The 755-nt window shown below is 67.0% G+C and carries 1 protein-coding gene; it reads right to left on the bottom strand.

Annotated elements, in window-relative coordinates; translation table 11 throughout:
• On the bottom strand, positions 1 to 755 hold a 755-nt coding region (locus DBR24_RS34505; RefSeq protein WP_256591995.1), incomplete at both ends, for an autotransporter-associated beta strand repeat-containing protein.

Raw genomic sequence — 755 nt, 5'->3', positions numbered from 1 at the left:
TCAGCGAACCGGCGGTCAGCGCCGTGGTGCCGGTATAGGTGTTGTTGCCGTTGAGGGTCAGGCTCGACGCGCCGTTCTTGATCAGGCCGTTGCTGCCGCTGATGACCCCGCCGAGGGTCAGCGCGTTGGCGCCACCAGCGGTGAGGTTGGCGTTGAGGGTGATCGCATTGTTCAACGTCACTGCCGAACTGCTGTTGAGGGTGCCCGCCCCGGCCACGGTCAGTGCGCCGGTACCGAGTGCCGCGCCGTCGCCGACGGTCAGGCTGCCGGCGTTCAGCGTGGTGCCGCCGCTGAAGGTGTTGGCGCCGCTGAGGGTCAGGTTGGCCGCGCCATTTTTGATCAACTGACCGGCACCGTTGACCAAACCGGACAGGGTCAGGCCACTGCTGCCACCGATGGTCAGGGCACTGCTGTTGAGGTTGATGGTGTTGTTCAGGTTGACGGCGGTGTTGCTGTCCAGCGTTGCCGTATCGGTGACCGACAAGACGCCCGTGCCCAGCGCCGCAGCGTTGCCTGCGGTGAGGGTGCCGGCCGCCAGCGTGGTGCCGCCGGTAAAGGTGTTGGCGCCGTTGAGCACCAGGTTGGTGAACCCGCGTTTGGTCAATCCGCCACCGCCGCTGACGACGCCGCTGAGGGTCAGATTGGCGCTGCCGCCGATGTCCAGATTGCCGCCGAGGCTGATCGCGTTGGTCAGCGCCACCGCGGTGCTGGTATCGAGGGTGGTGCCCGCCGCAGTGGTCAATGCGCCGGTGCCC

It is taken from the genome of Pseudomonas sp. HMWF006 (assembly GCF_003061205.1).
GTDB lineage: Bacteria > Pseudomonadota > Gammaproteobacteria > Pseudomonadales > Pseudomonadaceae > Aquipseudomonas > Aquipseudomonas monsensis.
The sequence above is the reverse complement of the archived record's forward strand: the minus strand, read 5'-3'. Positions and strand labels throughout refer to the sequence as shown.